A 24,578-nucleotide genomic window follows, 5' to 3' on the forward strand; every position below is an offset into this window, starting at 1 on the left:
TAATCTGTCCCTCTATCGTTCCTGGATTCGGTGTTAAAGCAAGTGAAACAGTCGAAAGTACATTGGATTGAACTAATGCGGTAGCACTTTACGCTCCAAAATTTAGATTGTAAGCTGTTACTGTATACGTACCAGGCTCAAGATTTAAAACAGTAAATTGGCCGCTACTATCTGTTGCTATTGTTTGCACAATGGGACCAGTTGGTGAAAATTGTCGAACAACAATAGTTGCTCCAACGATAAATTCTCCAGTTTGCTCATTCACTACTGTACCAAAAATAGAACCAGGATTTGGAGCTAGACTAAAATTAACAGCAGTTGTTTGATTTGAGAACACTTGAGCATCTTGTATGCTGCTTCCAAAATTGTCGGCACTGGAAACTACTTGATAAAGACCCGGGGTAAGACCTGCAAATTGGTAAAAGCCATTGCTATCTGAAACAACAGTGGCTACAAGTCCAGAAGTGAAATCAAATATCTGGACAGTTGCTCCGGCGGTGATTTCTCCAGTTTGCTCGCTTGTAATGATCCCATTTATGGTACCAGGATTTGGTGCCAGACTTAACGTAGTAGTAACAGTCTCTCCTGAAGTTAAAATAACAGAACGAGATAATGAACCGAAATCAGGCGCTACTGCTGAAACAGTAACAGTGGTAGGAGGCAAATTTAGAATAGAAAAGTTTCCATTGCTATCCGTGACTGCACTACCGATTGGTAGACCATTAATGTTGGTAATAGATACTATGGCGTTAGTAACCGCGTTCCCTGTTACTTCGTTAATGACTTGACCGCGTATCGTTCCCGGGTTCGGTGTTAGAGGAACAGTAAGCGTTGTAATTTGATCAGCAGTCACAACGGCCCCAACCGTAGTAGCTTCAAAGTTTGGTGCTAAGATGGTTAATTGGTATGATCCAGGCTGTAAATTATTTATTAAGAAAGAACCATCAGACTGTGCGACTAATGTTTGAAGCAATAGACCACTTTGATCAAATACCCGAAGTTGAATATTAGGGCCTGTGACTGGGATTCCTTGAATATCAATTATATTTCCAGAAATCGTTCCCACCAGAGGAGATAAAGTTATATTTGCTTGCGTGACTTGATCACTGACTACGATCGCTCCAACGGTATTAAGAGCAAAGTCAGTAGCAGATCCAGTGACTGTGTAAGAGCCGGGTTTTAAACCTGTTACGGTATAATTTCCAACTTCATCGGTTGCCGTTGAGGATACAACTACAGAGATACCAGCAACAGTTCTGACAATGGCAATTGCTCCTACAATTGGCGTGCCTGTGGAAGCACTCACTATTTGCCCAGTAATACTACCAGGATTAGCTGTTAAGACAAAATCAGTGCCTGTTGCTACTTGACCTGGAGTCAAAGTGACCCCTCCAAGTTGAGTGGCGAACCCTGGAGCAGTAACAATAATCTTTTGATTTCCTTGTGGTAAATCAGTAACAGAATAGTTTCCAAGTTCATCTGTAACGACTGTGGCAAGTACGGTTTCATTTTGATCAAGTATCCTTACAGTAGCATTTGGAATAGGAGATCCAGTGTCGGATGTAATAGTTCCCGAAACGGTTGATGGATCTGGAGTCAAAATAATATCTGATGAAATTGTTTGATTGGAAAGTACAGTGATACCAGTAGACGAAGAGGCATAGGTCCCAAATGAAGCAGTGAGAGTATACGCTCCAGGAGATAAACCCGTTAAAAAATATTGACCTGTACTATCCGTTACTAATGTAGCAATAGGGGTTAAGCTTGAAGCAGGGGAAATACGAACTGATGCACCAATGAGTGGAGCTAATGTTTGAGAATCAAATATTTGCCCTGTTATAGCTCCAGGATTGCTAACTAATTCTACATTTACCACAGACGTTTCACCCGGTTCAGAAATAAAGCTTACTGTCTGGGATTGGAATAGTGGATTAATAAAAGATAGTGTATATTGGTCAGCACTAAAACCAGTTATTTGATAGAAACCATTAATGTCTGTTTGAGCCTGTGTAATAAAAATTCCATTATTGTCAATGAGTTGAACAAGAGTGTTAATTAGTGGCTCACTGGTGTCTTGATTAATAATATTTCCTTGAATGCTTGAAGGTAATTGTTGCAAGTTAAAATTAAGATTAATTGTTGCCCCAGGTGTAAGTGTGACGGACGATGACTGAGAACTATAGTCCGGATCAATAATAATGACAGTAAAACTACCTTGTGGGAGGTTGGAAAGTATATAAGATCCATTTGAGTCAGTTTGTGTAGTAGAGATAATAGGGCCTGTAGAAGTGAACTGACGAACGATAACATCAGCACCAACTATTGGTTGGCCAGTTGTTATATCAATGACCTGCCCTGTAATAGACGATGGATTTGGCTCTAAAGCAAAGCTTGCGATAGACTGTGTATCAGCAATAATCGTAAAGCTGATAATTCCACTTGTAAACCCTTGTGAAGTGGCTATTGCCGTATACTGCCCAGGTGCCAAACCGGAAACAAGAAATTCTCCTGTTGGATCAGATACAACTGAAACGACAGCTGCGCCGGTTTGATCGAATACTTGAATACTTGCAGCTGGGAGTTGTTCCCCATTAATACGATTAACGATAAAACCGGAAACACTTCCAGGATTAGAGGTAAGCGTAAGGGTTGTATTTGTTGTCTGACTAGCATTTAAAATAACCGCTTTAGAATCTGTTCCGAAATTTTGTGCATTTGCCGTTACTATAAAAGGACCTGCTGGCAAATCTTCTAGAATAAATGTTCCATCTTGCCCTGATGTTGTTTTTCCTACTAACAGCCCGGTATTCGGATTAATAACTGATATAATGCTTCCAGGTATACCTGTAAGCGTTTGTTCATTAATGACCTGCCCTGTTAATATTGATGGAGAAGGTTTAAGTGGTACAAACGTGGAAGTCTCTTGGTCCCTGAGAACTTGAACACCAACTGTGTTTGCCTGAAATCCAGGAGCTGTAGCATTAAGAATGTAATTACCGGGGGGAATATTCGAGAATACAAATGTTCCATCAGGTTGAGCAAGTTCTGTGAGTAACAGCACGCCATTTTGATCAAGAAGTCGAATTTGTAAATTCTGCTCGTTAATCTCGGTTCCTGCAGAATCGATGAGTTGCCCACGAATTGAGCCAGGTAGTTCACTGAGTTTGATATTAGCTGTCGATGTTAAATCACTAGTAACCAATGCGCCTACAGTCTTTGTGCCAAATCCTGGAGACGACGCTGTTATAGTATAGCTGCCAGGCGCAAGCCCTTGAACTAAAAAGTTTCCTGAAGAATCTGTAGTAACAGTAGCAATGGCAGTACCTGATCCAACAGTCTGTCGAATTATAACACTTGTATTTGTTAACGGTTCTCCATTTGTCTCGTTTGTAATAAGGCCGCTGATTCCACCAGGATTAGGAACGAGACTAAAGTCTATGTCTGTAATGACATCGCCGGGTTGTAGGGTAATTCCGCCAATTTGACTACCGAAATTTGGCGCAGTTACCACAGTAGTAAAAGAACCTGGTGGGAGATTTCCGATTGAATAATTTCCATTACTATCCGTTCCGGCTGTTCCAATAATGGTATCATTTGCATCTAGAACCTGAACTATTGCATTGGGAATTTCATTTCCATTTATATCCGTAACAACTCCTGCAATAGATGCAGGGTTTGGGGGGAGTATAAGATTCACCGTGGTTGCTACATTTGAGTAAACTAAGGCCCCTGCCGATTGAGTTATAAAGTTAGGGCTTTGTGCTTTTACAATATAACTACCAGGAGCTAGATTTAGAAACTGATAGTTTCCATTATTATCTGCTACTGTACTTTGTATAAAGATATTGTTCGTATTGTAAAGTTGAACAGCTGTATTCGGCTGATTTGGAGATATGTTCCCAACAATGGCTCCTGGTAAAGACGATAAAGTTATATTTGTAGTTGTGGTAGCATTTGCTAAAACAATTGCACCTGTAACATTAGACTGAAAGTCTGTAGCATTTACTACGATGTTATAACTTCCAGGTGGTAGGCCTTCAACCGTGTAATTTCCTTGACTATCTGCTAAAACAGTTTTTAATTGGATGTTATTCTGATTAACAACACTTATTGTGGCACCACCAATAGAATTGCCTGTTAGTGTATTTACAACTTGCCCAGTGATATAGCCAGGACTTGGGGTAAGCGAAATCTGAATGTTCGGCTGACTCCCTGGCGGTACATTCACGGATGCAAAGTTTGTTTGGAAATTAGGAGCCGTTGCAAAAATAGTATAGGTACCGGGAGCAAGTTGAGGAACTTCAAAAACACCTTGCTGGTTAGCTAATACATTTGCAATGACGGCACCATTTCCATCCAAGACTCGCACTTGTATTTGTGCACCTGCAATTGATTCTCCTGTTTGTTGATTTAGAATTGTTCCAGTAACAGTAACGGGACTAAACACAAGCGTGAAATTCAAAGTAGTTGTCTGGCTAGATTGAATAGTGGTACCTTGACTTGAAGTTTGAAGATTAGGAGCTGTTGCGGTTACTATATAGCCTCCGGGAGCTAAATTAGGGATGGTATATAAACCGCTTTGGTCGCTTACACCAGTTCCGATTATTGCCCCTCCAGTATTGGTTCGTACGTTAATAACTGCTCCTGAAACTGTATTATCGTTTGTATCAATGATTAATCCAGTTAAAACACCAGGATTAAGGGTAAGAGCAAAATTGACAGTTGTTGTTTGAAAAGCAGAAACCTGCGCTCCCTTTACTTGAGATTGAAAGTTTTGAGCGATTGCATTTACTGTATAACTATCTGGAGCTAAGTTAGGAATGGTATACGTTCCTGCTTCATTAGTGTTAACAGAGGCTACTAAGTTGTTATTTAAAAATACATTGATAACTGTACCAATAAGAGGAGCACCTTCATTATTTGTTACCGTTCCAGTGATAACACCTACATTTTGGTTTAAGGCTGTGGAAAGTGTGGCTGTTGTATTTGCTCTAACAACTGTGCCGACACTCTGACTTGCATACCCCTGCTGTCCAAATGTTACGGTGTAGGTCCCAGGAGCTAGATTTGCAATAGTATATTGTCCCTGAGCATTGGTAGTAGCTGTTGCAATAGTAACGCCAGCTTGATTCACCACATTTACAGATGCCGCTATAAGAGGATTACCTGTTTGGGCATCAGTTAAAGTACCTGTCAAAGTACCAGGAGATGGTTGAAGGACGATATTTTGAGTTGTCGTCTGTCCCCCTTGAATAGTAAAACCTAGTAATGAAGTTTGGAAGTTTTGAGCGGTCGCTCTTAATCGAAACGTGCCAGAAGCAAGCTGGTTGATCGTATACTGTCCTTGAGCATTTGAAGTTGCGGTCGCAATTATGTTACTTCCTGAATCAAGTATTTCTATAACAGCACCTTCAATTGGTGTACCTGCAGAACTTGTAATTGTCCCTGTGACTGTTCCTGGTGAAGGGATTAAAGTAAAGTTTGAAACAGTTGTTTGCCCAGAATTAATAGTGACCCCTCCGCTTTGTGATTGGAAGTTTGTCGCGCTGACTGTTAGTGAATACTGTCCTGGAGTAACATTAGAAATTGTATATTGTCCTTGAGTATTAGTTGTAACTGTCGTAATAACAGTATTAAATTGATCAATTAATCTAATTGTTGCTCCGTTCACTGGAGTTCCATCTTGAGATAATACGGTGCCTGTTACATTTCCAGGTTGAGGCTGTAAAATGACGTTTAAAACTTGCGTTTGTCCAGCAGTAATCGTTGTTGTACGGGTTGCTGTGACAAAGCTTGAAGCTGCAAAATTTAAATTGTAGGTACTTGCAGCAAGTTGGGTAAAGCTATAATTTCCTTCCATATTAGTTGTAGTTGTAGATATTAATACATTGCTTTGGTTGCGAAGTTCTACAGTAACTCCACTAAGAGGTAAACCAGTCTGCCCGGAGGTTACCTTTCCTGTAATTGATGCAGCTGCAGCTACTGTTACGTCATTAGCAGCTGTTACCGGAGTTAATTGAGAGCCGGTAAAGTTGTCAGTAGCAGAAACAGTAACTGTGTTTAGCCTTCTTGTACCTGCTGTAGAAAATGTTCCCACCACTGTATAAGTGAGCGTAACACTCTGTCCTGCGGTTAGGTTGCCAATATTCCATGTCAATGTCTTATTAGCCGCATTAAGAGTGGCAGAGCCACCGGAAGCTGTAATATTACTTACACTTGACAGCTGATCAATACCAAAGACATCGTTTGCAACTACGCTTCTTGCTATATCTCGGCCTGTATTTGTTACTGTTATCCTTTGTGTCCATGTTGTTAAGGAACCTGTTAAGAGAGAGGTTGGACCGGAGGTAATTGTTTTAGTTGCAGTCAAAGCTGCCCGAACATCTACATCTGCTGGGGGAGTTGGATTTGTTATCGATTGAACAAATTGGAAGTTTTCACCAGCTTGTAAAGAATCTTTATTATAATTATTTGCATTTGCGGAAGAAAAAATGACTAGCCCAATGGGAGTTGAGGCGGTAATTCCAAGAAGTGAAAAAAAGTTTGCAGCGGGGAATTGAAAATCTATAAAATAATCAGGGTTTCCACCAAAATTTGAACCATCATTGGTTAATGTAGCTCTGGCTACATCAAAATTGACAATTGGACGCGAAAAATTTGGAGCTCCACGTCCATCTGTTCCTTCTGCAGGATCATTCCATGAATTATAAACCCGTGTCGTGTTTTTAATTAAATTTATAGTATTATCCAGTCCGTTAACGTTAGCTAGCCAGTCATAAACACCGGGATCTCCTGACGTATTAATAAGTACTCCCCAACCGTAATTAGCGAATCCAGTTAATTTAGAGTTTCTTGGATCCTCATTAACACGAATTCTAAAATAAACATTTGTTGCATCATATGCAAAAAATGCTGCAGGAAATTGCGTGTTGCCTACAAGGTCTGTTGCTGCAGGAGATTGGTCCCCTACCATATCAAATATAGGTTGGGTTCCTATTAATATTGGCTGAAATTGGCTGTTTGAGGGAAAAGCCATTGTATTACCTCCTTATAAAAATTAACCTTATATTTTATTAGGCTAATAAATAAGGCGTTACAATTTAGAACAGGATATAATAGTAATTCCGTGCATAAGCAGGCCTGATTTTATACAAACTAATCTTTAATAGAAAATTGTTCTCTTTTAAAAAACATTTATTAAGATATGTATAAATTAAAAAAATGACTCCAAAATACAAATTTTGTAAATGGAGTCAGAGAATAGTTTGAATCATATTTTTAGTTATTAAATGTTTTATTCTATATAGCCATTGGGGTTGTTCTTCTGCCAATTCCAGGAGTCTCGACACATATCGCTGAGATTTTTGCTTGGTCGCCATTCTAGTATTTCTTTAGCTTTAGTCGTATCTGCAAAACATTTATCAATATCTCCAGCTCTCCGGTGGGTGAAATTATACGAAATTTTTTGAGACGTTATATTTTCGTAACTCTTAATCAAGTCGATTACACTATATCCAACTCCCGTTCCGAGGTTAAATACATCAATGCCTGTAGTTCCAAGAACTCTCTCCAAAGCTTTTATATGCCCCTTAGCCAAATCTACAACATGAATGTAATCCCTTATCCCTGTCCCATCATGCGTATTATAGTCTTTGCCGAATACATTAACCTTTTCTCTTTTTCCTATCGCAACTTGATTAATATAGGGCATTAGATTATTTGGAATGGCGGAGGGATCTTCCCCTATCCTTCCGCTTTCATGCGCTCCAATTGGATTGAAGTATCTCAAAAGGCTAATACTCCAATTATGATCTGAAATATATAAGTCGCTTAAAATTCCCTCAATAATCAATTTTGTTCGTCCGTAAGGGTTTATTGGTCCTAATGGAGAATCCTCAGTAACTGGTACATGTTTTGGTATTCCATAAACGTTTGCAGATGAGCTAAATATCAGTTTTTTAACATTGTGTTTTTTCATTATTTGACAAAGAATTAAGGTCCCAGTGACGTTATTATGATAATAATGAAGGGGAATTTCTATTGATTCATTAACAGCTTTTAGTGCGGCAAAATGAATAACGGCGTCAATCTTATTTTCAGAGAAAACCTTCTCTACAGTTTTTTCATCAAGTAAATCTCCATTGTAGAATTTGAAATCTTTTTTAGCTAATTCGGATACCCGTTTCAATGATTCAGGTTTGCTATTAGAAAGATTATCTATTACTACAATCTCATAGCCGGCATTGAGGAGTTCAAGACAAGTGTGACTCCCGATGTATCCAGCTCCTCCGGTTACCAATATACTCACAGATATTCCTCCGTATGCTCCTTTAATTTTGTATGTTGTAAGAGAGTTTGTAAACCTAACAACCTTAGATTATTACAAACAGGATTAGTGCTGATTGTTTATAATGTCAGGTTCTAAAAGACTGGTGTATCTTTATCTTTTATGCGTTGAATTCTCTAGTATATTAAATGCTTAATTATGTATTTTTGCTTGGACAAACTTACTACACTTTCAAGATAATTTAACCGTTATTATGGATTGCTTTAACTATAAATTTTTAACCTCTAATATTAACTCTGAAAAAGCTAAGTGAAAATGTTACTAAAGACCTTGGACAAGCACACATTTCTTTTTTATAAAAATGAATAAAATATAGAGAGTTCATGAAGAAAGGATGATTACAATCAAAAAATATTACACCCACTACAATTCTAGAGATGGCAATTATTATTTAAATGAGCGTTACCCTAACTCTCAAAAGGAATATAGGGAGGCACAAGAGGAAAATGGAATCGATAATGCAGCTGACATGGCTTTTAGAATACCTGTATTTTTGAGCCACCCCTCCTCTCTTAATACTATTCAATCGAGATTTCTCCGACGTCTCATTCGAGAAATTGAGAATGTTTTACTTTTTCCACGTACTTTACCCGATACAGAGCAGTATCCTGAAAAAACATTGACAAACGTACGACGGTTGGTGCTCTCAAGTTATGGATTAATTGCAGTCAATATGCAGCAGGTTTTTGCTAATTATACACAAACAAATACAGGAGAAAATCTACCCCAACCGTCATGGGAAGGCGCTCCTTTTTTACAGATAGAACCTAGTATGGGTTATCAAAGAGGATTACCTCTCCTGCTCATCAAAGAAAAAGGAGTCAATAGCGTAGGTGTATGGAATCCAGCTGTCACTCCATTCCAGATCATAGAATGGGACTCTACCAAACCACTTGATGAGTTCTTTAATCGAGTTGAATGGAGAGAGATATTTCAAAATTGGATTGCTCAAGTGAGAAGTGGATATTATTACCAAACAGAACCGCAGTATCGCTATGGTCCTAGAGAAATGTAGAGATGGTAGTTTCAAAGAAATCATAAAATTTCTTATAGTGGAGGTGAAAACAATTGGCAATAATAAACCGTGGATCTTGTGTAGGAGTTTTATATAGAGCAAGCAGTGGCGCTTCATGTAGAAATGGATATTGTGTTCATAACGGAAGGTTGGTAGGTGGCGTTGTAAATGCTACTTCTAATACGCTAACTGTCACTACACGTATAGATACTACAAACCTTCAATCCTACTATGGCATTCTTCTTAGTCATTTGGCTGTTGATAGCTCTACAGGACAAGTAACTCAACAATATCTTTATTTTAGAAGAAACCAGATACAAATGGTAAGGGTAACACCTTATACTGGATATAATGACCCTAATTGCCAAAGGGCTAACCATTATAATATCCCTAATATTATTTATCCTGGAGAATGTGTAGGAATTAGATACCGTTCAGGTAACGAATGGAGAATTTCTAATGGTCGGTATTTATATTGGACAGGACAAATTAATCACTGCATATTTGATGAACGCCCTCAAAGTACCAATAGACAGTTTCTACGACAGCTATGGTATTCTCATTGGATACTTGATCCAAATAACGAAAGAAATATCGTTCCGAGAAAAGCTTCTAGAGGACGTGGTGCCCCAGGCGGAGAAACCAGAGTTTATGTGTTTAAAAATAGGATTCCATCAAATGGACAAACTGTATTAGTAAAAGCTGCCTCACCTGTAAATTCTCCTTCAAGACCTTATAGAATTGTTTACCAATCATAAATTTTTTCTGGCAACTAACTATAAAGTTTCGAAATTCAATATTTAATCACTAAAAATAAATTAGAAAAGCAGCAGGATTTTCTGTAATGTACAAAAAATCCTGCTGCTTTCATAGTTTAAGTTACATATTAACCGCCAAAAATCTTACTCCAGAATCCTTTTGGTTTTGAATCTAGATTTTCTTGGGCGGCCGCGATCAGTTTTTTTGTATCGCTAATTTCACGTATGGCACTAGTCAATTTTTCGTCTCGTTTTTCTAGGTTGTTTTCAATATATTTGTCTTGATGGTCTAGCTTTTCTGTAAGTTTCTTTATAAGACTCCCTTGTTCATCTAATCGTTGGATAAGTGCTAGTTGAAATTGCTCATCTTTTTCAGAGCGATTAAGCAATTCTTGAACTTTCTCTTCAAGAGATTCTACTTTCTTCTCAAGATTTGATTGAACTTCAACTGCTTCGGGCACAATTTCACCTTGAAGCCATTGATTTATCATCTTATAGCTCCAATTTTGTTCTTGAATTCTTTTTTTTATTTCGGTTAATAAATCAATGTTTTGTTTGTTATACCTTCTATGTCCGCCTTCTGTGCGTTGAATTTGGAGGTTGAACTCTTTTTCATATAAGCGAATAAGATCCACACTTAATCCAGTTAGCTTTACTGTGTCTTTCAAAGTATAAACTACTTCATTCTCATTTTTTTCAAGCATTTTTCTAGGATTCTCCTTTCTATATAAAAATCTAGATAAACTTTCAAGTTGATATATCAATGTTAACAGCGATTCTAGAATGTAGTTGTACGAGATATTATTCAAGCTTTACATTTCTAGTAAAATTCTATTAATTACTTTATATTCCTGTTTTCTATGTACATTTTTTCTTTTGTTTCACTCAACTTCTTATTCTTCCTTTTCAATTCTAAATGAAAACATGAACTTTACAAGAGTAAAACCATTTATTTTAATCGTAGATAAATTATATAGGTGATTCAAAAAATTAATTTAAGAGTTAACGCTTGCTCTTCCTTAATTAAATTTTCATTTTACCGAATGTTTCTAAAAAATGTTTTTCATGAGTTAAGAAATATCTTTGGTAATAAAAATTCACATCTTTCCCTTTTCCGAAATTCAAAAAACTAGAATGCTTATAGAGTTTGATATAAAACGGTTTTAGAAGAATCTAGAATGTACTTTCTCTAGCTTTAATTCAAGATTCATGTATACCATATTAAGTATTCTTTACAAAAGAATGTAAGCGTTATATTCCTTCCTTTTTCAATCTATTGTAGTGATTTAATGAAATTTCTTTTTTTATTTATGCAATTCTTATAGAAGTATTTTATTAGTGTGAAACTAACATTAATTTTTTCTAAGTTATTTAAACCTTATAATGAAAGCTAGAATATAATGAACATTGATAATAAAGCATTTTTAAAGAATCTAGAGTGAACTTCTGCTAGATTTTAATCAAGAATAATAAATCTAATTAAATTCTAGATAATTTTACGAGAAATCCGTTCTTATACAATTGAGGTATGACCGTTAAACTATAGATTTATAATACATGAAAAAACTATTGCCATGACATTTGACTTTTTAAAATAGGTGAATTCCAAAAATGTGAACCGTGAAGTTTAACTAAAGTTCAACTTCACGTTTTTTCTAAAAAGAACTAAAATAAAAATGGATTTAAGTTCAACCTATAAGGTGAAAATACTGATATAAAGGTATTTAAGTAGGAAATAAGTTTAACTTAATTTCAAGAAAGTTTTTCATTTTGTTTTTAGATATCGCTTAAACCGATATAAAGCATGGCGGCTAGACAATCCAAAGTAGTAAATAATGTGTTCGTTGGAATATCCCTCATGAATTTTCTTTAGTATACAGCTGTTTCGAAAGTGAGTAGATCTTACGATCGCTTTTATGCCAGAACGTTTAACTTCTCTTTCAATCATACGTTTTGTACCAATTACACTAATCCTTTTAGGTTTACTTAAACTGTAATCATACCAATAAACCATTTTTTGAGGGTGAAAAGAAATAAATAACGGATCATTTGTATAATCCCTAGGTCTAAATAACAAAGGGATCGTTGATAAGTAATTATATATGATTTTCTTGTCATGTTTAGAAAGCTCCAAGGTGCGTTTTGTTTTATTATTGTCAATCGTTAATGTATTCTGTGCAAAGTTAATGTCTTTTATAGTTAAAGATACAACTTCATTAATGGTAAGACCGTAACGGAGCAGCAGGATGAATATAGAATGATTACGAGGTCCTATATATTTATGTATCTGTAACTGAATATCACTTAAATGTTCGTCACTTATAACTGAATCTAAAAGAATCAAAGTATCAGATTGAGTTATAAAATCAGTATCAGTTAATTCTCGTTGTTTTTTTGTTGTTGCTTGTAAAAGACCAATATCATTTGTGAGGTTATAATATTTCAACAATCCGTTTAAATGTGATGCTACACGTCTCAGATTAGCTTCTGACAAGTTTTTTTCTTTTAGATAGGTAAAGTATGATTCGTAATATTTCTTGCCTCCTGGCAAAGTTTCTGAAGGTATATTAGGGTGATAACGATTTAACCATTCAAAAAACTGTTTTAGATCATGCTTATACATTGAGATTGTAGAAGGTTTCTTTTTAGAATCGACTAAGTGAGACAGGAAATCCCGAAGCAAAATAAAGTCATCCAAATAAGACACATCCGATCTTTAGGTGAATTTAATATACTATTATTGTAACAAAAAAATAATAAACAAGCTTACTAAAAGTGTTCTAATTGCGTTCTGTATATTAAATTTACCTATCTTTGTGAAAAAACGTGTAAAGACCCAGTCTTTACACGTTTTTTCCATATTTAATTTCTATTTAAAACTTTACTTTGTAAAAAATCTTTATAAATCTTTTTTAACTCTTTATTTTTAAAATCCTTAACAAGTCTTGGCTCTAGACCCAATTTTTCATGGTTTTTGAAGTCTTCTTTCATATTTCGAATGACTTCTTGTAAGCCGGCTTCTTTAGCTTTTTTTACTTCTTCTTGAGTGGGTTGATCTGAACTTAAAATCAGCATTTTTTTTAATTCTTGAAACTGCAGGAGCTTTTCTTCAAATTCCATTTGAGTTCCAATTTCTTTTAAAAATGATTCTTGCTTTTCCTTTAATGTAGCATCTTTAAGGAGTTGTTGTTTATCTCTATCTTGGGCTATAAAATCTGGAACTAATTCTTTTTTTGCAGTCTTTTTAGAATTAATAAGCTTTGATTCCTGTGAGAGCTTGGCGTAATCTTTTTGAATCGCTTTTACTACGTAGGAATGAGGATGAGTAACATCTCCAGTAATCAAACGATCTTGTGTATATCTAATATTTCTTTCTAGGTGTTCTTTTGTAAATTCTGATAAAAGCCACTCTATTTTTTCCGGTTTAACTCCTAAGTCCACTAAATCGTTCTGAATAATGTTTTCGTGATTTTCTAACTCCACTAAGTGTTGATTTAATTCTAGTTTTTTCTCTTTAGTAGCGCTAGCATCATTCAACGCGGGTGAACTAGTAATGATAAATTCTATGGATGTTACTTTTCTACCGGTTTTTATTTCTACGAATTCAAAGTGGATATCCGTTTTATTATTAATTTCTTTTTGAGCTACTGCTAATACTTTACTTTTAAAATGGCCATACTGTTTATACTTAGTAGGTTCAATAGCTAAAAAATGACGTAATTCTTCAAGAGTCAGTTCCCTTTTTCGCAGACGCTCATATTGCTTAAGCAGCTCATAAATACGAATGGAATAGACCGAATTGAGTCTCACTACATTCTCTAATTGATACGATGTGAATTTTTCCTTAAGCTCTAAAAACAGATACTTTAAGCTAGGATGAAATTGTAATGTTATGTATCCTTCGTTTTCTTCATAAATAGACGTAATTACCCAGTTGTAATTTCTTTGTCTGCCTTTTTCTTTTATCGTAAGAATTTTTGTTTGAAGGCCATTCACTATTTCTTTTAAGTAAGAGTAAAAACCTGTTCCTTTCTTATTGCCTACGATTTCGATAAAGTCTTTAGCTCGAAATCTATAGGTCTTCAACGTTTCATCATTAGGCTGCACTTTAGATGCCATGATTAAAAGAATTCTTTGCTCTTGTAAAGACAATTTATATGTACTCTCAATGAGGATGTTTGATTTAGTTACCCAATTTTTTATATTTATACTTTCCAGATCATATGGTTGAACGACAGTCGTTTTCTTCATAAAATCCCCCATATTTTTCTAAACTATCACTAAAATATCATAAAAGTGATACTGTGTAAATTGCATGTTAAATAGCAACCTGTCCTTAGAAATTAAATATCACGCAAAATTAGTGATACTTCATGAGGTTTGTTAACTTTAGAAACCTTACTCATTCTTGATTTATTAAACTCAATCTTCATTTTAACACGCAAAATTGGTGATAGTTGAGGCATGTCTGCATTTTCAACGCAAAATTAGTGATACTTAAAGCACATCTAGATTGTCCACGCAAAATTAGTGATACTTAAGCCATATTTGCATTTTCCACGCAAAATTAGTGATAGTTCGCGCAAAATTAGTGATAGTTTCGCGCAAAATTAGTGATAGTTTCACGCAAAATTAGTGATAGTTCGCGCAAAATTAGTGATAGTTCGCGCAAAATTAGTGATAGTTTAGGCTTATAAACATTGTAATATCAGTGTCTATGGGCTCTCTAAAACAATAAAACAATAAAACAAATATATAAAACAATATATAAAACAGTAAAACAACATAAGAGAGTAGCTGTTTTTTTACTTTATAACTTTAAAGATTAATAATTAAGTAAAGGAATCCATTTGTAGTGAGGTTTTTAGAATATTAGCAGTATATCCCAGCGAAGAAATTTTTAATCATATGTAAAGTAAAATACGGAGGTTTTATGAGGAGTTCACGAATTCTTATTGAATTATAAGATTAATAGACGGTATAATAGAGTCACCAAAACAGTGCGGAATATAAAAAGACTCCAACGTGTGCAAGTGGTGCGCCAACACCCTTACACCGTTAACCCTAAACCAACTAGGGAAAACACCTGTCGAAGTCCTAATACATAAATTTAATTACGCCTTTATTTTATCGGATAATTAGATTTATTTCAAGGGCGTAGTCTGTCAAAAAATCCGACATCGTTTTCCTATTTTCTGGGATGCGATGTCTTTTTTTTGTTCCTGAAAAGGAGAGGATAGACTAATGGCTACTACGCGTATGCTTACGACAGAAGAATTTGATTATATGAAAAGTTATCAGAGTTTTATAGAAAACCGTTCTCAACATCAATCAATGAAACGAAAATTACTTAAAGAAATTATCAACCTTTATGGAGAGAAATTTTATCGTCTCCATGAAGGAACTAGAAAAGCTTTAGACCGTCTTTGTTGGTTTGCTGCAGAAAAAGGATTTTGCTTCCCAGGCAGTACATACTTAGGTAAAACCTACGAAAAGTCAAAAGGCACAATCGATCGTCATTTAAAAGAATTACGAAAACAAGGACAAATTGTTACAGTTTATCGTCGCTGTCCTCGTAACAATGGAAAAGGGAACCCAGTGCACTTATTTGTAAATCACCCTTATTTTAGTTATTGGGTTAAGTATTTACAGCTTGATTTAGAGTCTAATGTTGAAGCAGATGTTAAAACAGAAAATAATGAGAACGCTTGGGAGAGTAAGAATAAAGATACAAAAAAACAGTCTACCTATAATTTATCTTTAAAAGATTTAAATAAATACATACGTAATAATGTTAATTATAAACTCTCATCGGATTATGTACCGTCTTTTATTCCAACAGCTTTTAAAGATGCTGTAAGACCTTTTTTTCCTTACGCAGACGATATTTATGAATTATGGGGGAAAGTGCGATTAGCTTATAGAATAAGTGATCTTAATCAACCTTTAGAACACCTAGAATTTGTGGCTATTCAAGCATTTAAGGAGACAGTTTTTGCTTATAAGAAAAAGCGGATAAAGAACACTTTTAGAGCGTATTTTTATGGAACACTTAGAGGTTTATTTGCAGTGGAACGTAGAAGAGAAGTTCAGCAAACTTCTAATAGTGCACTATTTTATAACTTTTTAGAAGCATAATTCTTTTTTGAAACTTCAAGTATTTATAAACTTTATGATCTTATATGAGATGGTTAAGCTTGGCCGCATTAGAAATTTTGCTTTATCAAAAACATTTTAAATTCATACAGGTGAGAAAAGTGGAGATTTTTGGCGGCCAAGGGAAAATGAATAATTAATACAGAACTTCTTTAATTCGTTCTGTATTCAAATTATGCTATCTAAAAAATTGAAAATCTAGAATTACCTATTTAGAAATTCCAGATTTAGATATAACAAGGCTCTCACAAGTATATACACTCGGAAAGCGTGTTGCTGACAAGGGATTAGGAATGCTTGCTATTGTTTGAAACTATAAATTAAAAGAACACGGGAAATAACTCGTCAACGTAGATACATGCTTTCCGTCTACAAAAACTTGTCCATGTTATATTTTGGTGAAAGAAATACTATTATCAGAACCTACCTACCGATATATATCATCTCGATCTAGATAAAAATTATGATTCAGCCATCAATGTCGAAAATGAAGGCATACGCATATTAGCAAGTACCTGATACGAAAAAAAAGATGTAAACTCTTGGAATGAAGGGGGTTAGCTTGGTCTATTTTTCCATCTATCAAAAGCGACGATTACCCAAGAAGTTCCTATTTCATTAATCCTTAAGGTTAATAAGTGAGGGGAATTCACAAATATCGTTAGGCAATTAATAAAACTGCCAAAGCTTGCAAAAAGGTCTGTATAAAAATAACGGTGTCAGTATTAGTTGCAGTTACATTAACATGGCTACTGTTTTTAATAATAACTTTTTGGCGGCTAGACTGTATTACTTTTACAATTTGAGTAACTTCCTGTATAAACAGTTTAATTGAATTGGTATCTAAACCTATTAATAATAAAAAGATCGCTAACAACTGTATAAATGTTTGAAAAATTATTATCGTCTGTCTATCCGTTAAGTTAACATCAACATTGCAAGAATTTTTCACGAAAACTATTGCATCGGAAAATTGATTTCCGGTAATTACTTGGTTTTCGTCGAATCTGATAAGCGCATCGATGTTATTATCTTTTTTTCTGGAATGCTTTGAAGGTAGACAACAACAATGATTAGAGCATTTGTGAGAACAACGGCGGCAACGTTCTTTTTTAGAAGAGCCCAAAGTTTAACCTCCTTTGTATAGTGATATTTTATTAATATGAAAAATTTTCAAAAATGCTTGTATGCTTGTCCAATGGTATTGAAATTATTTCCTATATTCCACATCATGTTGTGACAAGAAATCGTATTTATATAGTGTGGTTCATTCCACTAGTTTAGACGGAAACAAAGAGTTGGTGTACGACTCAGAACATTTATAGGAGAAGATTAGTATGGTGAACGAAAGTGAAGATTTGTAAGCTTCGTGAGGATTAGATCAAGATAGTTCACAAATTTGTTTGGGTATTGGCAAGAGGGGATGCAGGCTCATAATGCTGCTGTGACACGTCCCATATCTTGCCCGCAGTAAAGAACCCACCTAATCTTGTCGTAGATATAAGCTGTGGAACTTGGTAAGCCCTTTGTCATTTGGATGTGCAGTAGGGAAATCGTAAGCTCAAACGATATGGCAGAGGGTAAAGGATACGCAAGAAAGGGAATACAGTTATCTCGAAAGGGACTCGCACGGTTCTTAGGGGAGCAGGGGCAATCATGCCCCAAACTTACCCGACGTAACTAGGGTCGTATATGGTACACGACTGAAAAGAGCAGAAAAAAACTACTGGCTAAGATGATGTTTTCTGTTCTTTAAGGTAAGACTTACGGTCTTTTGGGTAATTTACATGAACTATTTGATATTACTTTTAATCTGCATTTTTTGTTTTCTGACGATTTTTTTGCTTTTTTCACAGCTATACCCCTCTTTAAATTTATAATGATTTTACATTGATTATTATAGGCCTAGATACTAAAATTGCTTGGGCTATTGTCATTGTATTGGTTATTTTATTAATCATTATTGGCGCTTCTTATTTTTGTGGCTTTGCTGGAGATTGTTAATAATTAAAAGTTAGTTTTATGCTAACTTTTTTATTTGTTTTTCTTGTTTATACATAGCAATTGCTGATAAAATCCATTATGGTAATTAGGGTTGCATATGATATACAACTAGAAGAACAGAAAAACCAACCTTTAAGTCCCTAAAGGTTGGTTTTTCTATTTAACGACTTTATACAAAGATACCTCCCGGCATCTTGAGTAGTTTGCTCAAAAGTTACCTCAGTTATGCTGGAGGTATTCTAGATTCCCATGAAGTGCCGTTCCATCGCCATCATGCAGCTTTCCAATAGTATCAAGTCTCCTTGGTACCATGCCCACCCCGTAAAAGCTCCATTGTCATCAGAGAAGTGGTAGCTAGCACCAATTTGCGCCCATCATGTCTGAGGATTCTCATTAACATAATAGTACTATCTTCCTGGAACTAGCATAATTAGATTGTAATTGAAAAGACCCAACATAATACATAAAAGAATTCACGTATTAGTACACCTAGCGACTGAGTCTTTTAAAAATCGCTATATTCTTCGAGATCATCGTCGTCTAAAGACCCAGATACCTGTTCTAAATCTGCAATCTGACCTTCTTTTAAGGTTTGAATTTCTGAAGGCTTCTCTTCTAAATCTTCTTGTTTACCTACAAAACCGTTAGCCTTAGCTAATTGTTTTAATTCTTTCAATTCTGAATTGATATGTTTAAGAAGTTCTTCTGTTCTATGCCCTGGTTCTACTTGGTTGGTAGATGCACGGTGAAGGTCTCGAACAATTAAAGATGAAATATAGTCCCCTAATTTTCGAGACTTTGCATATTTTGCAAGTATGCCATAGACTTCATCACTCAACTGATTAGTTTTAATTGTAAAGGCGTTCTGACGCTCTGACATGGTTATCACCTACGTTGTTAGGATTTAACGGCTCTCTTCTCGGTTTGTTTCTTTTGAAGGTAACCAATGCTTCGAATCTCTAAGCCGAATAAATTCAAGTGACGACTATCTTCTGGTACTTTATGATATTTCTCTGTACGTTCTTCGCCAATTTTTTCGTTCATGCTATTCATAATGGCTACTTCTAGTGTAGGAGCGACACCGCCACTATATACATATTTTCGGATTTTATTGGCAGGTGGTGGAGCCACATCATTTAACTTGGCTAGTAAAATCTCTACGTAATCCCTTAGAGAAGATTTGATTTGAGCTGTCAAATCAATGGATTCGCCTGTGTTTTCATTTTTTAATTCAAACTTTTGTTTGCTGTAGTTATCTAAAATAAATTGATCAAAAGCGCGTAAATCGGTAAACAACTCTGGGAATTTTTCTTTTCTTAACTTATCGATATGTGCTAAATATGGAATACCTTCGATACTTTGGAATGATTCACGACTGTTCGCAGCCTTCAATCCTTCAGGTAAGATTACAACATCAATAGATCCTCCACCTATATCGACCATCACAGTTTCACATTCCACATATTCATTGGCATCTTCACGGTCTTGAAGTGTTAGGTCTTTCTTTAACGCAAAGCGTGCAATTTCACCTTCTTTTAAACATACACTTTCTTCTACAGAGACCTTTATTTCTTTTTCGAACCCTGGTGTATGAATGCGGAAAGTATGGTCATCTAAGAAGCGAGTTGCCATTGCTTTTTGTGCTTCACCAAATGTGCTTTCTTTTTTTAGTAACCAGATTGGTAACATCGTAGAGAAATAGTCAATCTCGATGTTGTTGTCCTTTTGATCTTTTGCATGCAACGCATGGTAATACGCAATGGCAGCTAAAAATGTCACGTATGGAATATGACTTGTAATTTTATTATGTAAACGATTGATGTGATTGTTTGCTAATTGTTGGCTTGCGGCAATGTCACCAACTAAGAAATAACGTTCTTTTTCTTCCTCTCCAATGGTTGTAGACAGTAAGATACGCTTTTTAAATTCCTCTGGTGCTGTCACCGCATCTGTAAAGAATGAATCAGCAGCTTCTTTTTGGAGTTCTACTACGTTGGTTGGAAAATCAAATAGGTACCCATCCATAATATTCATATCGACTGAGTTCCCACAGTCTTTATTAAAACGTGAAATTTTCATCTCTATACACCTCTTTTTTTAGTTGAACTTCTGTTGAACTAATTATACACAAAGAAAAAAGGTTGTTCAATCTTCTAGTTGAACTTATTTATCATCAAAAACTTGCAAATATCAACAATAATATTTATTTAGTTGAACTTATTGTAAAGTGAAAAAGAAAGAGAGAAGGAAATGGGTGTTGAGAATAAGAAGGTAATAAGTCGCCTATAATGTAAGCGAACTACATCACCACCACATTAAGTACTTTCATCTGTCTAAAAAGAAAGTATGCAACCTATTCTTATCTAGAGAAATAAAATTTGCTACAATAGGGGTAAGCAAAGGAGGGGTTTTATGGATCGTACGATCATTCAAACCGTTACGAAGTTTTTACACACTCACATATAACCTTCTTTTATCATTGTATTTGGATTGTTTGCAAAAGGAATTAACCATCGAGAAAGTGACATTGATATTGGTTTTTATACAAAGAATAAAAAATAGATAAATATGAAATTTTTATGCTTGCACAAGAATTAGCTGTCTTGTTAAAGAGGGAAGTGAATTTAGTTAATATTGCGGAAACTTCGACCGTTTTTCAAGCTCAAATTTATACGACTGGCACTGTTATTTATTCAGAGGATGACACACTGCGTATGAATGAGCAAATGAAGGCTTTAAAGATGTATGCAAAATTAAATGAAGAACGAAAAGGTGTCTTACGTAAAGTAGACGAGAGTGGAAGTATTTATGAGAAATGATGTCATTTTAAATAAAATAAGTGTTATTGAAAGGTGTAATAAGCTTATCTTAGATGTGTATCAATAAAATCCACAAAACCTACTGGATTACACAAAACAGAACTCTATTATTTTAAACATACAACGTGCATGCGAAGCTTGTATTGATTTAGCGATGCATATTGTAGCCGAAGAATGTTTAGGTCTTCCACAAACGAGTAGTGAGGCTTTTGATATGCTGGAGTCACAATCTATTATTACAAGCGAAATTGCGTATAGAATGAAAGCTATGGTAGGTTTTCGAAATATTGCTGTTCACGATTATCAAGCCATTAATCAAGATATTCTTCAACAAATTTTGGACAAACATTTAAGTAATTTTACTAGGTATGCAAAGCAAATTCTTGGTTATTGAGTTTATTCAAAAATAAATTTTAATAGGTGATTATATACATAAAGATAGAACTTCCTTATAATTGGAAGTTCTATTTTAATCCCCTTAAGTTTAGAAAAATTCTATAATTTATTGTTAGATTATTATAATTATTTTTTCTTCATTTTATCTTCTAAATTGAATTTTTTCACTTTATCTCTTTTGTTGTTTCTTCCACATTCTTTAACAATTACACCGTCTTGATTTGCGTTTTGTCCACCTTGTTTAGCAATCTGTCCACCCTGATTGGCATTTTGACTATGATTACCACTAATTTGTCCTCCAGTTTCGGCGTGGTTGTAAATATAAATGTTAATGTGAGTGCAGTGTTTTTCTCTTTTTTTCTTTTTCTTTTTTTGTCTGCAATCAGGTTTTTTATTGTGGTGAGAAGTATACATTTCTATTTTAATCACCCCTTTTTTTATAATGAATTAATTAGAAGGCGTAATCAAATTAATTCATCATTACAGTGTATTCAGAGATAGACAAGCTGCAATATGAAAAAGCCTATATTTAGTAAAAAGAGTTTCTTATTATTTCGGCTATTGCGAGATCAAAATGGTTTAGAAGTTATATGTAACAATAAAGCTTGTTTCTTTTTAAAGTACAAAAGTTTTTATGTACGATATAAGAGCCATTTTCTTAACTAACTTCATATATTACATATACTTTAAATATAGAAAGAACTATTGAGAATAATAGTTCTTTCTATATCGAGCTAAATCAAGCGTTCAGCTGTAAGAAGGGCTGTTTGTTTAAATTTTGAATGATTAACAAGAGGGTGGGATGCTTTGTGGAAAACGAAATAAATTATCAGGATCATATTTTGCCTTTATTTCTCGAAGCCTTGCGAAGTTTGAGCCGTAGTATGCTTTTCCAAACTTTTCAATGTTTTGGTCTGGAACATTAACATAAGAACCTTTTACATATGGTTTCATCAGCTGACGTACTTTTTCAACTGATGCAAGGTTGGAAGCTTCTTGTGATTTATTTTCCCAACTAGCCGTCCATTCCGTATAAAATAATGGACGGCGCCAAAAGAATGCTGTTTCATTACTTGGTACTCTGCTTAGAGCACCACCCCAATTTATAAAAAAGAAATTAGCTTCTGTGCCAGTAGCTTCTTCTAAAAATTTCTTCATGATTGAAATAGGCTCTTCCGACCATTGATCAAGTCCCCAAGCCGAGGAGAATTTAACATTCTGATCGGATCTACCAGGGATTGGCTCATCGGGATCTAAGAAGTCTATAGCATCTGGATAGCATAATGTTTCTATAACTTTTTGTGTTGGAGTTCCAGCACTTAGTAAAGGCTTTAACAATTTAATCAGCTCTTTTTTTGAACCGAGGAAAATTCCTTCTGCATGACACAAACCATTTACTTTGCTGTAAATCTCAAGTATGCACCCTAAACGTTCGTCTACAAACGGTGCCCATTTTTGCCAAGCTTTAAATACCGTTTCTAATTGCTCCCATGGCCAAATAATATTGAAGACGGTTGCAGTTTTAGGGGCACGATGAACTTTAAACGTGTATTCGGTATTATATCCAAAGTTCCCGCCCCCGCCCCCTCTAGAAGCCCAAAATAAGTCCTCATTACAAGATTGATTTGCTTGAAGAATCTTGCCTTTTGCATCTACGGTTTCCAATGCAAGAAGGTTATCGCTTATAAGGCCAATTGATCGTGAGAGTACTCCAAATCCTCCTCCCATTGTAATTCCTCCAATTCCAACGGTAGGGCTATCTCCAAAAGGAGCCATAAAGCCTTCTTGAGCTAACATCTTTACAAGTGGACCCACATGAATGCCTGTTTGAACTGTTGCAATCTCAGCTTTTTTATCAAGGCAAACTTTATTCATGTCGCTTACATCAATAACAATTCCTCCACTTACTACTGAAAGGTTCTTATCCAAAGCATGACGGCCACTTCTGACACGTAAAGGCACTTTATTCTCTTGAGCCCATTTAATAGCATTACTGACATCGTATGAATTTTGTGCAAAAACAAAGACAAGAGGGCAGACATCAACATAAGGGTTCCAATTCTTAATTGCTTCCTTATAGCCAGGGTCCCCTTTGAAGATGACTCGTCCTGTTAAATGTGTTGACATATACTTCACTCCTAATGAACATTAGATTTCCAATATTAGTATTAGTATATGTGGAAATTGGACAAACTCTTGGGTAGGTTATCTAGTAACTCAAAAATATATGCCAAGGATATTAAAGAGAGTAAAGGCAGTGTTTGTAATATGTTTTTGAAAAGAAATTTTTGTTATTAGAAAGAGTATAGATCAAGATAAAAGGAAATTACATTCAATTTATTTCTATCTGCCCTAATATATTGAGGTTGAAAGAAATTTCCGTATATTGGACAAGTGTACAAGCTTGTCCTTAGGTTTATACATATAATATGTAAATGAATATTGAAAAGAGGGACAAAAATGATACCAAGATGTATACCTGATGTTCCGCATTGTATGCCTAAAATACCGCACTGTATACCCGAAGTGCCAAGTTGTGTGCCTAATATACCAAGATGTATACCTGATGTTCCGCATTGTATACCTAATATACCTTGTACTTCTAAATACTAATTGCTTTCGTTTTATATAGGGTAATAATTCATTCAGAGCAAAAAGATTATTCTTTTTGCTTTTTTTCTTGTTTTATCATATGTTATGCCGATAGGGTAGGGGTATCTTCGTTAGTTCGGTCAAACTATGGAACACTATTCCATTAAAGTGCTGATTTTAAGTTATATTCTAAACTGTATAATCCAAATATAACTTTCATTAAGACAAGTATTGTACCTAAGTAGATTTGTTTGTTGAGGAATATTTTTTTAAAAAAATAAAAAAACTATTGATTTTTAAATTAAAGTAGATTAGAGTAATAAAGCGTCGTTAAAAGAGACGATGTTGATGATGAAAAAAGTTGTTGACATTATGTTGATAACTTGATAAGATAGTAAAGTCGCTTAAGAGCGACGGTTGAACTTTGAAAACTGAACAAAGCGACAAACGTCAACGTTAATTTTTATTTTTTAAATTGAGCAAGTCAAACA

17 protein-coding genes are annotated in these 24,578 nt (G+C 35.0%); 7 read left to right on the forward strand and 10 right to left on the reverse strand.

Annotated elements, in window-relative coordinates; all coding sequences use genetic code 11:
• Positions 1 to 88: 88 nt before the first annotated feature.
• Together ACFX40_RS25645 and galE are read right to left on the reverse strand one after the other, a co-directional pair.
• Positions 89 to 6,157, reverse strand: coding sequence for a carboxypeptidase regulatory-like domain-containing protein (locus ACFX40_RS25645; RefSeq protein WP_377257110.1), 6,069 nt, complete (start codon positions 6,155 to 6,157; stop codon positions 89 to 91).
• Positions 6,158 to 7,294: 1,137 nt separating this feature from the next.
• On the reverse strand, positions 7,295 to 8,308 hold the full coding sequence (galE, locus tag ACFX40_RS25650; RefSeq protein ID WP_377257113.1) for a UDP-glucose 4-epimerase GalE: 1,014 nt from the start codon (positions 8,306 to 8,308) through the stop codon (positions 7,295 to 7,297).
• A 373-nt stretch (positions 8,309 to 8,681) separates the two neighbouring features.
• On the opposite strand from galE, the gene ACFX40_RS25655 reads away from it, so the two are divergent.
• Positions 8,682 to 9,362 (forward strand): hypothetical protein, encoded by a 681-nt coding sequence (locus ACFX40_RS25655; RefSeq protein ID WP_377257116.1) that lies wholly within the window; start codon positions 8,682 to 8,684, stop codon positions 9,360 to 9,362.
• 53 nt (positions 9,363 to 9,415) lie between these two features.
• Positions 9,416 to 10,120, forward strand: a complete 705-nt coding sequence (locus ACFX40_RS25660; RefSeq protein WP_377257119.1) for a hypothetical protein — start codon at positions 9,416 to 9,418, stop codon at positions 10,118 to 10,120.
• A gap of 128 nt (positions 10,121 to 10,248) precedes the next feature.
• Here ACFX40_RS25660 and ACFX40_RS25665 read toward each other — a convergent pair whose 3' ends face one another.
• The 3 genes from ACFX40_RS25665 to ACFX40_RS25675 form a co-directional block, all read right to left on the reverse strand.
• On the reverse strand, positions 10,249 to 10,824 hold the full coding sequence (locus ACFX40_RS25665; protein ID WP_195695408.1) for a MerR family transcriptional regulator: 576 nt from the start codon (positions 10,822 to 10,824) through the stop codon (positions 10,249 to 10,251).
• 1,061 nt (positions 10,825 to 11,885) lie between these two features.
• On the reverse strand, positions 11,886 to 12,818 hold the full coding sequence (locus ACFX40_RS25670) for a tyrosine-type recombinase/integrase (protein ID WP_377257122.1): 933 nt from the start codon (positions 12,816 to 12,818) through the stop codon (positions 11,886 to 11,888).
• A 164-nt stretch (positions 12,819 to 12,982) separates the two neighbouring features.
• The gene (locus tag ACFX40_RS25675) at positions 12,983 to 14,371 is read right to left on the reverse strand and encodes a replication initiation protein (RefSeq protein ID WP_162213352.1); all 1,389 of its coding nucleotides are present in this window, start codon (positions 14,369 to 14,371) and stop codon (positions 12,983 to 12,985) included.
• A gap of 993 nt (positions 14,372 to 15,364) precedes the next feature.
• Between ACFX40_RS25675 and ACFX40_RS25680 the strand changes: the two genes are divergently transcribed.
• On the forward strand, positions 15,365 to 16,258 hold the full coding sequence (locus tag ACFX40_RS25680; protein ID WP_377257125.1) for a transcriptional regulator: 894 nt from the start codon (positions 15,365 to 15,367) through the stop codon (positions 16,256 to 16,258).
• A 679-nt stretch (positions 16,259 to 16,937) separates the two neighbouring features.
• Here ACFX40_RS25680 and ACFX40_RS25685 read toward each other — a convergent pair.
• Positions 16,938 to 17,402, reverse strand: coding sequence for a spore coat protein (locus ACFX40_RS25685; protein ID WP_377257128.1), 465 nt, complete (start codon positions 17,400 to 17,402; stop codon positions 16,938 to 16,940).
• 764 nt (positions 17,403 to 18,166) lie between these two features.
• Here ACFX40_RS25685 and yjcZ point away from each other — a divergent pair.
• Positions 18,167 to 18,280, forward strand: a complete 114-nt coding sequence (gene yjcZ / locus ACFX40_RS25690; protein WP_377257131.1) for a sporulation protein YjcZ — start codon at positions 18,167 to 18,169, stop codon at positions 18,278 to 18,280.
• Between the two features lie 505 nt (positions 18,281 to 18,785).
• On the opposite strand, the gene ACFX40_RS25695 is transcribed toward yjcZ, so the two are convergent.
• Both ACFX40_RS25695 and ACFX40_RS25700 read right to left on the reverse strand, forming a co-directional pair.
• On the reverse strand, positions 18,786 to 19,160 hold the full coding sequence (locus ACFX40_RS25695) for a hypothetical protein (RefSeq protein WP_377257134.1): 375 nt from the start codon (positions 19,158 to 19,160) through the stop codon (positions 18,786 to 18,788).
• A gap of 17 nt (positions 19,161 to 19,177) precedes the next feature.
• Positions 19,178 to 20,359, reverse strand: a complete 1,182-nt coding sequence (locus ACFX40_RS25700) for an Alp7A family actin-like protein (protein WP_377257136.1) — start codon at positions 20,357 to 20,359, stop codon at positions 19,178 to 19,180.
• A gap of 411 nt (positions 20,360 to 20,770) precedes the next feature.
• Here ACFX40_RS25700 and ACFX40_RS25705 point away from each other — a divergent pair, with 411 nt between their 5' ends.
• From ACFX40_RS25705 to hepT, 3 genes are all read left to right on the forward strand, one after another.
• A complete protein-coding gene (locus ACFX40_RS25705) occupies positions 20,771 to 20,842 on the forward strand; it encodes a hypothetical protein (RefSeq protein WP_377257151.1) in 72 nt (23 codons plus the stop codon).
• Positions 20,843 to 20,859: 17 nt separating this feature from the next.
• A complete protein-coding gene (locus ACFX40_RS25710) occupies positions 20,860 to 21,099 on the forward strand; it encodes a hypothetical protein (protein WP_377257139.1) in 240 nt (79 codons plus the stop codon).
• 82 nt (positions 21,100 to 21,181) lie between these two features.
• Entirely contained in the window at positions 21,182 to 21,493 is a 312-nt protein-coding gene (hepT, locus tag ACFX40_RS25715) for a type VII toxin-antitoxin system HepT family RNase toxin (protein ID WP_367077650.1), read from the forward strand.
• Positions 21,494 to 21,621: 128 nt separating this feature from the next.
• Here hepT and ACFX40_RS25720 read toward each other — a convergent pair whose 3' ends face one another.
• Both ACFX40_RS25720 and ACFX40_RS25725 read right to left on the reverse strand, forming a co-directional pair.
• A complete protein-coding gene (locus ACFX40_RS25720; RefSeq protein ID WP_367077609.1) occupies positions 21,622 to 21,909 on the reverse strand; it encodes a hypothetical protein in 288 nt (95 codons plus the stop codon).
• A 372-nt stretch (positions 21,910 to 22,281) separates the two neighbouring features.
• Positions 22,282 to 23,622, reverse strand: a complete 1,341-nt coding sequence (locus tag ACFX40_RS25725) for an FAD-binding oxidoreductase (RefSeq protein ID WP_377257142.1) — start codon at positions 23,620 to 23,622, stop codon at positions 22,282 to 22,284.
• Positions 23,623 to 24,578: the final 956 nt, after the last annotated feature.

This window comes from Priestia sp. YIM B13552 (genome assembly GCF_042787775.1).
GTDB lineage: Bacteria > Bacillota > Bacilli > Bacillales > Bacillaceae_H > Priestia > Priestia megaterium_E.

What these genes read in the sequence shown, in the direction of transcription:
- ACFX40_RS25720 (WP_367077609.1), bottom strand. Translation starts at nt 21,909, where the DNA reads ATGTATACTTCTCACCACAATAAAAAACCTGATTGCAGACAAAAAAAG.
- ACFX40_RS25675 (WP_162213352.1), bottom strand. Translation starts at nt 14,371, where the DNA reads ATGAAGAAAACGACTGTCGTTCAACCATATGATCTGGAAAGTATAAAT.
- ACFX40_RS25655 (WP_377257116.1), top strand. Translation starts at nt 8,682, where the DNA reads ATGATTACAATCAAAAAATATTACACCCACTACAATTCTAGAGATGGC.
- ACFX40_RS25680 (WP_377257125.1), top strand. Translation starts at nt 15,365, where the DNA reads ATGGCTACTACGCGTATGCTTACGACAGAAGAATTTGATTATATGAAA.
- ACFX40_RS25710 (WP_377257139.1), top strand. Translation starts at nt 20,860, where the DNA reads ATGCTTGCACAAGAATTAGCTGTCTTGTTAAAGAGGGAAGTGAATTTA.
- ACFX40_RS25725 (WP_377257142.1), bottom strand. Translation starts at nt 23,622, where the DNA reads ATGTCAACACATTTAACAGGACGAGTCATCTTCAAAGGGGACCCTGGC.
- ACFX40_RS25700 (WP_377257136.1), bottom strand. Translation starts at nt 20,359, where the DNA reads ATGAAAATTTCACGTTTTAATAAAGACTGTGGGAACTCAGTCGATATG.
- ACFX40_RS25665 (WP_195695408.1), bottom strand. Translation starts at nt 10,824, where the DNA reads ATGCTTGAAAAAAATGAGAATGAAGTAGTTTATACTTTGAAAGACACA.
- ACFX40_RS25695 (WP_377257134.1), bottom strand. Translation starts at nt 19,160, where the DNA reads ATGTCAGAGCGTCAGAACGCCTTTACAATTAAAACTAATCAGTTGAGT.